We start from the raw sequence: 8,490 nt of genomic DNA, 5'->3' as shown, positions 1-8,490 counted from the left end.
CCCTGCGAGGTCCCATGTCCACTGCTCTGCTCGATCCCAACCCCGCTGCTCCCGGCCCCAAACCACTCACCGACGGCAGTCATGCCGGCTTGGCCGGCGCGCCCTCGCGGTGGTGCGGTGGTTCGGGGGACTACATGCTGGAGATGTCGCCCTGCTTGGCGCGGACGGCCTCGGCCGCCTCCAGGAGGCTGGCGCGCTCGTCGGCGTCCAGGTCGGTCTCGACGACCCGCTTGACGCCCTCGGCGCCGATCTCGGCCTCGACACCCAGGTAGACACCGGAGATGCCGTACTCGCCGTCGACCCAGGCGCAGACCGGCATGACCTCGCCGGAGTCCTCGGCGACGGCCTTCGCCATCCGGGCCGCGGCGGCGGACGGGGCGTAGTACGCCGAACCGGTCTTGAGCAGCGCGACGACCTCGGCGCCACCGTTGCGGGTCTTGACGACCAGCTCCTCGATCTGCTCGGCCGGCATCGCGTCACGCAGCGGCTTGCCGTTGACGGTGCTCTTCGACGGCACCGGGACCATGGTGTCGCCGTGCGAGCCCAGGGTCAGCGTGCGTACCGACGCCACCGGCACGTTCAGCGCCTCGGCGACGAAGTTGCTGAACCGGGCGGTGTCGAGCATGCCGGCCTGGCCGAGCACCCGGTTCTTCGGGAACTGGGTGGCGAGCTGGGCCAGCGCGGTCATCTCGTCAAGCGGGTTCGAGACCACGATGACGACGGCGTTCGGGGCGTACTTGGCGACGTTCTCGGCGACCTGGCGGACGATCTTGGCGTTGGTCTCCAGCAGGTCCATCCGGCTCATGCCCGGCTTCCGCGGCAGACCAGCGGTGATCACGACGACGTCCGAGCCCTCGATGGCCTCGTAGCCCTCACCGTTGCGGCCGGTCGTCACGCCGACCACCTTGGTCTCGAAGCCCTCGATGGCCCGGGACTGGTTGAGGTCGAGCGCGAGGCCCGCGGGCTTGCCCTCCACGATGTCGGTGATCACTACGGTGTCGAAGACGTCGTACTCGGCCAGGCGCTGTGCGGTGGTGGAGCCGTAGAAGCCAGCCCCGACGACAGTGACCTTCTTACCCATGGTCGTCCCACTCCCTGATACCAGTCGGTTTTCCGGACCGTATCAGTCATCCTGGCACCGATCGGGCCAGGGGCGGACGGTTACGGCCGTACACCTCAGCCGCGCTCGGCGCGCTCCACGACGTTGGTGAGCAGCATGGCCCGGGTCATCGGGCCCACGCCGCCGGGCATGGGGACCAGCGCCCCGGCCGTCTCGGCCACCTCCGGGTCCACGTCACCGGTGTAGCGCCCCTTGCCGTCCGCGCCGATAACGCGGGTGATGCCGACGTCCACCACCACCGCGCCGGGGTTGATCATGTCTGGGGTGAGCAGACCCGGTACGCCGGCCGCGACGATGACGATGTCGGCGGCGCGGGTGTGCGAGGCGAGGTCGAGGGTGCCGGTGTGGCACAGGGTGACCGTGGCGTTCTCACTGCGTCGGGTGAGCAACAGGCCGAGCGGTCGACCGACGGTGTTGCCCCGACCGACCACCGCGACGGTGGCGCCACGCAGCGCCACGTCGTGCCGGCGGAGCAGCTCGACGATGCCGCGTGGGGTGCAGGGCAGCGGGCCGTCGTAGCCGAGGACGAGCCGACCCAGGTTCACCGGGTGCAGGCCGTCGGCGTCCTTGTCCGGGTCGATCAACTCCAGCACCCGCTGGGTGTCGAGGTGGGCCGGCAGCGGCAGCTGGACGATGTAGCCATGGCACGCCGGGTCGGCGTTCAGCTCGGCCACCACGTCGTCGACCTGCTGCTGGGTGGCGTCGGCCGGCAGCTCGCGGCGGATCGAGGCGATGCCCACCTCGGCGCAGTCGCGGTGCTTCCCGTTGACGTACGCCTGGCTGCCCGGGTCCGCCCCGACCAGGACCGTGCCGAGCCCGGGGGTGATGCCGCGTTCCGCGAGCGCCTTCACCCGTATGCGCAGCTCGTCCTTGATCTCCGCCGCGGTTGCCTTGCCGTCCAGAAGCGTCGCCGTCACCCCCAGATCGTCTCACGGCCGCCGCCCACGGTTCGGACGACCTCGCTCCGGGCCGGCCACCGCCGGTGCGACTGTCCGGCGCCACCATGCCGCCGCGCCGCGGCCCGGCAGCCGGGCCACGCCGAACCGTGACCACCGCCCCATAACCGTGAGTGACGTGTCGCTCGTCACTCTCAGTGAGGATTTGTGGATTCGATCACTGTCGAACCAGACAGGCCGGGCCGGCAACGCGCAGACCGGATGGTCGCCCCAGACGCTCCCGGCCTGACCCGAACGGGCCCGACCATCCCGTCATACGTCCGCAAATTCGGGGTTCCACCTCAGCAAACCCGGTTTTGCCTAGCAGGTCTGCTCGCCCTCGGCAAGGGAGGCACCCCCGGACCGTTATCCACCCGCAACCGCTCCGTTGTCGAAGGCGCATCACCGACCTACCGTTACCGCTTGTTGCGCAGCGTAACCCAGCGTCGGGCCTGACTGCGCAGCGTGAGGAGATGAGGAGGCTCAATGCGAGTTCGTAGACTCGCCGCCTGGACCGCCCTCCCGCTCGCGGTGACGCTGGGCCTCGCGGCCTGCGGCAGCGGCGGCGACGGTGGATCCGGCGGCAGCGACAGTTCGGCGGTCAGCATTCAGATCGCCGAGCCGAAGCACCTGGTTCCCACCAACACCACCGAGACGTCCGGGTCGCAGGTGCTCGCCGGCCTGTTCAGCCCGCTCGTCGACTACGACGCCCAGAACAAGCCGTACGAGGTCGCCGCGCAGTCGATCACCTCGTCCGACAACAAGGTCTGGACGATCAAGCTCAAGGACGGCTTCACCTTTCACAACGGTGAGAAGGTCACGTCCGACGACTACATCAACGCCTGGAACTACGGCGCGTACGCCCCGAACGGCCAGGACAGCAACTTCTTCTTCGAGAAGATCGCTGGCTACGCCGACCTGCAGGGCAAGGCGCCGAAGGCCAAGGAGATGTCCGGCCTGAAGAAGGTCGACGACCTCACCTTCACCGCGACGCTGTCCGAGCCGTACATCGACTTCAAGACGACGCTGGGTTACAACGCGTTCTTCCCGATGCCGAAGGCCGCGTTCTCGGCGCCGGGCGTGCTCAAGGACTCCTACGAGCAGGCCCCGATCGGGCAGGGCCCCTTCAAGATGAAGGGCACCTGGCAGCACGACAGCAAGATCGATGTCGAGCGCTACGACGCGTACCCGGGCGAGAAGCCCAAGGTCAAGGACATCGAGTTCCGGATCTACCAGCAGCTCACCGCGGCCTACGCGGACGTCCTCGCGGACAACCTGGACGTGCTGCCCACGATCCCGACCGAGAGCCTGAGCACCGCGCCGACCGACCTGGGTGACCGGTACCAGACCAGCCCGATGTCGTCGTTCCAGTTCCTGGCGTTCCCGACGTTCGACAAGGACTACAGCAACCCGGACGTGCGCAAGGCCATCTCGATGGCGATCGACCGTGACGAGATCACCAAGTCGGTCTTCAAGGGCTCGCAGACGTCGGCGCGTTCCTTCGTCTCGCCGGTCCTGCCGGGCTACCGGGAGAACACCGCGGGCAAGGCCGGCGAGTTCAACCCGACCGAGGCCAAGAAGCTCTACCAGGCCGCCGGCGGCCCGTCGAAGATCGTCATCTCGTACAACGGTGACGGCGGGCACAAGGACTGGGTCGACGCCACGGTCAACCAGCTCAAGGCCAACCTGGGCGTGGACGCGGTCGGCTCGGCCGAGCCGAAGTTCGCCGACCTGCTGACCAAGGTCGAGAAGAAGACGCCGGTGGGTGCGTTCCGGATGGGTTGGGTCATGGACTACCCGACCATGGAGGACTACCTCGGCCCGCTGTACAGCACGAACGGCTCGTCGAACTACTACGGCTACAGCAACCCGGAGTTCGACAAGCTGGTCAAGGAGGGTTCCGCCGCCAAGACGCAGGACGAGGCAATCGCCAAGTACCAGCAGGCGGAGGACATCCTGGCCAAGGACATGCCGGTGATCCCGCTCCGCTTCGGCGAGAACGTGTTCGGCCACTCGTCCAAGGTCAAGAACGTGGAGATGGACCTGTTCCAGCGGGTCAACCTCGTCAAGATCGAAGCAGCCAGCTGAGCTGACCACGGTGCGGGCCACCCGGGCGACGAAGCCCGGGTGGCCCCATCCGCACCACCGGGTGCGGGTCGCCGCGGCGAACCCGGCGTCGGTGGTGCCGGCTCCCCCGGGCCGGACGGATGTCTCGGATATTTCGGGTACGACCAGAGATGCCGTCCTGCGACCCTTTCGCACATTTCCGGAGAGACTGCTAAGCATGTTCCGCTACATCCTGCGGCGCCTACTGCAGATGGTCCTGGCCTTCTTCGGGACCACCCTGATCGTCTACGCGCTGACATTCGCCGGGCAGGGCGACCCGATCCAGGCGCTGGCCGGTGAGCGGCCGGTGACACCGGCCCAACGGGCGTACCTGACCGAGAAGTACCACCTGGACGCCACGGGCGTGGGCGGCTTCTTCTACCGCTACTTCGACTACGTGAAGAACCTGCTCCAGGGCAACCTGGGCCAGTCACTCACCGGTCGGAACATCGGTGACATCCTCCAGTCGGCCTGGCCGGTCACCGTGCGGCTCGCGCTCATCGCCCTCGCTGTGGCGATCATCTTCGGGGTCACCGCCGGTGTGCTCGCCGGCATCCGCCGGGCCGGCATCTTCGACAACTCGACGCTGGTGCTGACCCTGCTGGTGCTGGGCATCCCGACCATCGTGCTGGCGCCGCTCGCGCAGTACTTCCTGGGCGTCAAGTGGCAGCTCTTCCCACCCACCGCCGGTTCCGAGCCGACGTTCTACGCGCTCCTGCTGCCGGGCATCGTGCTCGGCTCGCTGTCGCTGGCCACCGCCCTGCGACTCACCCGGGCCTCGGTGGCGGAGAACCTGCGCGCGGACTACGTCCGGACCGCCCGGTCCAAGGGCCTGGTCAAGCGCCGCATCGTCGTCGTCCACGTGCTGCGCAACTCACTGATCCCGGTGGTCACCTTCCTCGGTGTGGAACTGGGCAACCTGATGAGCGGCGCGATCATCACCGAGGGCGTCTTCAACATCCCCGGCGTCGGCTTCAACCTCTTCCGCGGCATCCGCACCGAGGACGGCCCCCTGGTGGTGGGCATCGTCAGCGTGCTCGTCGTGGTCTACCTGGTCTCGAACCTGGTGGTGGACGTCCTGTACGCCGTACTCGACCCGAGGATCCGCTATGAGTGAGCAGGCATGAGCGACTTTGAGACCGTGGCGGCCACGGAGAACCAGGCCGCGCGGCGTGGCCCCTCGGGCGAGCCGGGCACACCCAACCAGGTCGGCGCCGCGCAGAAACCCCGCAGCCTGGCCGGAGACGCCTGGCGCGACCTGCGCCGCAACCCGATCTTCTGGATCTCGCTGGCGCTGGTCGTCATCTTCACCCTGATGGCGTTGCTTCCCGGCGTGTTCACCGCCAACAACCCGAACGACTGCCTGCTCTCCCGGCAGCACGCCGGGCCGTCCGGCGGGGCCATCTTCGGGTACGACTTCCAGGGCTGCGACACGTACTCCCGGGCGGTCTACGGCACCCGGGCGTCGCTGCTGGTCGGCGCCCTCGCCGCGCTCGGCACCGGGATCATCGCGCTGGTGGTCGGCATGCTGGCCGGCTACTTCGGCCGCTGGGTCGACGCGGTGCTCTCCCGGGTGATCGACGTGGTGCTCGGCATCCCGCTGCTGCTGGCCGCGATCGTCCTGCTCAAGCGGGTGACCAGCGACAGCCAGTGGGCTCGCATCGGCGCGGTCGTCCTCGTGCTGGCCCTGCTCGGCTGGACCACCGCCGCCCGCGTGGTGCGGTCCTCGGTGATCACCGCGAAGGAGCAGGACTACGTCGCGGCGGCCCGGATGCTCGGCGCCGGCAACGGCCGGATCATGTGGCGGCACATCCTGCCGAACTCGCTGGCCCCGGCGATCGTCGTGCTGACCATCGCGCTCGGCTCGTTCATCGCGGCCGAGGCGACGCTCTCCTTCCTGGGCATCGGCCTGAAGGCACCCACCATCTCGTGGGGCCAGGACATCGACACCGGCCGGATCCACATGCGGGAGGCGGCCACCCCGTTGATCGTCCCGTCGGCCTTCCTGGCGCTGACCGTGTTGGCGTTCATCATGCTCGGCGACGCGATCCGTGACGCCTTCGACCCGAAGCTGCGGTGATCCCTCCATGCGAGCGCGAGGAGTGAGCGAAGCGAGCCCCGCAGTCGCGAGCGAAAGGCAAGTACAGCCATGACTGTCAATCCCACGCCCGCCTCCGCCACACCCGAGGGCGGTCACCTGCTGGAGTTGCGGGACCTGCACGTCGAGTTCCGCACCAACGAGGGTGTCGCCCGGGTGATCAACGGCGTGTCGTACCACCTGGATGCCGGCGAGACCCTCGCGGTGCTCGGCGAATCCGGCTCGGGCAAGTCGGTCACCGCCCAGGCGATCATGGGCATCCTGGACACCCCGCCCGCGTTCATCCGCTCCGGCCAGATCCTCTACCAGGGCGAGGACCTGCTCACCCGCTCCGAGGAGCAGCGCCGGCAGGTACGCGGCAAGGAGATCGCGATGATCTTCCAGGACGCGCTCTCCGCCCTCAACCCGGTCTTCCCGGTCGGTTGGCAGATCGGCGAGACGTTGCGTCAGCGCGCCGGCATGTCCCGGGCCGACGCCCGACGCCGGGCCGTCGAGCTGATGGATCTGGTCAAGATCCCGGGTGCCGCGAAGCGGATCGGCGACTACCCGCACCAGTTCTCCGGCGGTATGCGGCAACGCGTCATGATCGCCATGGCGTTGGCGCTGGACCCGAAGGTGCTGATCGCCGACGAGCCCACCACGGCACTCGACGTGACCGTGCAGGCCCAGATCATGGACCTGCTGGCCGACCTGCGTCGGGAACTCAACATGGCGATGATCCTGATCACCCACGACCTCGGTGTGGTCGCCGGTGTCGCGGACCGGATCGCGGTCATGTACGCCGGCCGGATCGTCGAGCACGCCGACGTCCGCTCGCTCTACAAGGCGCCCGCCCACCCGTACACCAAGGGGTTGTTGGAGTCGATCCCGCGCCTGGACGTCCGCGGCCAGGAGCTGTCGACGATCAAGGGGTTGCCACCGAACCTGATGCGCATCCCGTCCGGCTGCCCGTTCCACCCCCGGTGCCCGTACGTCCAGCAGGTCTGCGTGGACGAGGTGCCGCACGACCTGGTTCTCGGCGACGGCCGGACCAGCGCTTGCCACTTCGCGCAGGAGGTCCGTGATGACAGCGTCGCCCACTAACCCCACCAAGGTCCGCGGCGAGACCATCCTCGCCGTCGACAACCTGGTGAAGCATTTCCCGATCACCCAGGGCGTGCTGTTCCAGCGACAGATCGGGGCGGTCAAGGCCGTCGACGGGGTGAGCTTCGAGCTGCGTCGGGGCGAGACGCTCGGCGTGGTCGGCGAGTCCGGCTGCGGCAAGTCCACCCTCGCCCGGCTGCTCATGCGGCTGGAGACGCCCACCTCCGGACGGGCCACCCTGGAGGGCAAGGACCTGTTCAAGGCTTCCGGCGGCGAACTGCGCCGGCTGCGCCGCAACATGCAGATGGTGATGCAGGACCCGTACACCTCGCTGAACCCGCGGATGACCGTCGGCGACATCATCGGCGAGCCGTTCGAGATCCACCCGGATGCCGCGCCGAAGGGCAGCAAGGGCAAGCGGGTCCAGGAGCTGTTGGACCTGGTCGGGCTCAACCCGGAGCACATCAACCGGTACCCGCACCAGTTCTCCGGCGGTCAGCGTCAGCGCATCGGCATCGCCCGCGCCCTCGCGTTGAAGCCCGAGATCATCGTCTGCGACGAGCCGGTGTCCGCGCTGGACGTCTCCATCCAGGCCCAGGTGATCAACCTGCTCAAGCAACTCCAGGGCGAGCTGGGGCTCTCGTACATCTTCATCGCGCACGACCTGTCCGTGGTGCGGCACATCGCCGACCGCGTCGCGGTGATGTACCTCGGCCGGATCGTCGAGATCGGCACCGAGGACGAGATCTACGAGCGGGCCACCCACCCGTACACCCAGGCTCTGCTGTCCGCCGTGCCGGTGCCGGACCCGGAGGCCCGCGACCAGCGCAACATGATCCGGCTGGTCGGCGACGTGCCCAGCCCGGCCGACCCGCCGAGCGGGTGCCACTTCCGGACCCGCTGCTGGAAGGCCCAGGACATCTGCGCCAAGGAAGATCCCCAAACCGTTCCGAGAGCAGCGGACCCCCACCCGTCCGCCTGCCACTTCGCCGAACTCCGCCCCGCGTCCACCCCCTGACCGGGGTCGATCATGGAGTTGTGGTGGGGGGGGGGGGGGGGCCCCCCCCCGAGTGGCGGGCGCCCAAAAACACAAAAAAAAACAGGGCACCCGGGGGGGGTGTGAAAATTGGGGGGAGGAGGATGTTAAA

General features: G+C 68.5%; 7 protein-coding genes. 5 read left to right on the top strand and 2 right to left on the bottom strand.

What is annotated here, in order from left to right; all coding sequences use genetic code 11:
- Window positions 1-130 precede the first annotated feature (130 nt).
- Entirely contained in the window at window positions 131-1,081 is a 951-nt protein-coding gene (locus AB0J33_RS31055; RefSeq protein WP_363618703.1) for a malate dehydrogenase, read from the bottom strand.
- 95 nt (window positions 1,082-1,176) lie between these two features.
- Window positions 1,177-2,037: a bifunctional methylenetetrahydrofolate dehydrogenase/methenyltetrahydrofolate cyclohydrolase gene (locus AB0J33_RS31050; protein WP_363618701.1), complete on the bottom strand. Its 861-nt coding sequence runs from the start codon at window positions 2,035-2,037 to the stop codon at window positions 1,177-1,179.
- A gap of 504 nt (window positions 2,038-2,541) precedes the next feature.
- Here AB0J33_RS31050 and AB0J33_RS31045 point away from each other — a divergent pair.
- The 5 genes from AB0J33_RS31045 to AB0J33_RS31025 all read left to right on the top strand — a co-directional run bounded on the left by AB0J33_RS31045 (window position 2,542) and on the right by AB0J33_RS31025 (window position 8,360).
- Window positions 2,542-4,143 (top strand): ABC transporter substrate-binding protein, encoded by a 1,602-nt coding sequence (locus AB0J33_RS31045; RefSeq protein WP_363618699.1) that lies wholly within the window; start codon window positions 2,542-2,544, stop codon window positions 4,141-4,143.
- A 196-nt stretch (window positions 4,144-4,339) separates the two neighbouring features.
- Complete coding sequence (locus AB0J33_RS31040; protein ID WP_363618697.1) at window positions 4,340-5,278, top strand: ABC transporter permease; 939 nt, start codon at window positions 4,340-4,342, stop codon at window positions 5,276-5,278.
- A 6-nt stretch (window positions 5,279-5,284) separates the two neighbouring features.
- On the top strand, window positions 5,285-6,241 hold the full coding sequence (locus AB0J33_RS31035) for an ABC transporter permease (RefSeq protein WP_363618695.1): 957 nt from the start codon (window positions 5,285-5,287) through the stop codon (window positions 6,239-6,241).
- A 69-nt stretch (window positions 6,242-6,310) separates the two neighbouring features.
- Complete coding sequence (locus AB0J33_RS31030; protein WP_363618693.1) at window positions 6,311-7,342, top strand: ABC transporter ATP-binding protein; 1,032 nt, start codon at window positions 6,311-6,313, stop codon at window positions 7,340-7,342.
- Complete coding sequence (locus AB0J33_RS31025; protein WP_363618691.1) at window positions 7,323-8,360, top strand: dipeptide ABC transporter ATP-binding protein; 1,038 nt, start codon at window positions 7,323-7,325, stop codon at window positions 8,358-8,360. The genes AB0J33_RS31030 and AB0J33_RS31025 overlap by 20 nt, the downstream gene beginning before the upstream one ends.
- Window positions 8,361-8,490 lie beyond the last annotated feature (130 nt).

Origin of the sequence: Micromonospora sp. NPDC049645 (genome assembly GCF_040675155.1) — a bacterium.
GTDB lineage: Bacteria > Actinomycetota > Actinomycetes > Mycobacteriales > Micromonosporaceae > Micromonospora.
The sequence above is the reverse complement of the archived record's forward strand: the minus strand, read 5'-3'. Positions and strand labels throughout refer to the sequence as shown.

Coding starts and splice junctions, on each gene's coding strand:
- AB0J33_RS31055 (WP_363618703.1), bottom strand. CDS start 1,081: ATGGGTAAGAAGGTCACTGTCGTCGGGGCTGGCTTCTACGGCTCCACC.
- AB0J33_RS31045 (WP_363618699.1), top strand. CDS start 2,542: ATGCGAGTTCGTAGACTCGCCGCCTGGACCGCCCTCCCGCTCGCGGTG.
- AB0J33_RS31040 (WP_363618697.1), top strand. CDS start 4,340: ATGTTCCGCTACATCCTGCGGCGCCTACTGCAGATGGTCCTGGCCTTC.
- AB0J33_RS31035 (WP_363618695.1), top strand. CDS start 5,285: ATGAGCGACTTTGAGACCGTGGCGGCCACGGAGAACCAGGCCGCGCGG.
- AB0J33_RS31030 (WP_363618693.1), top strand. CDS start 6,311: ATGACTGTCAATCCCACGCCCGCCTCCGCCACACCCGAGGGCGGTCAC.
- AB0J33_RS31025 (WP_363618691.1), top strand. CDS start 7,323: ATGACAGCGTCGCCCACTAACCCCACCAAGGTCCGCGGCGAGACCATC.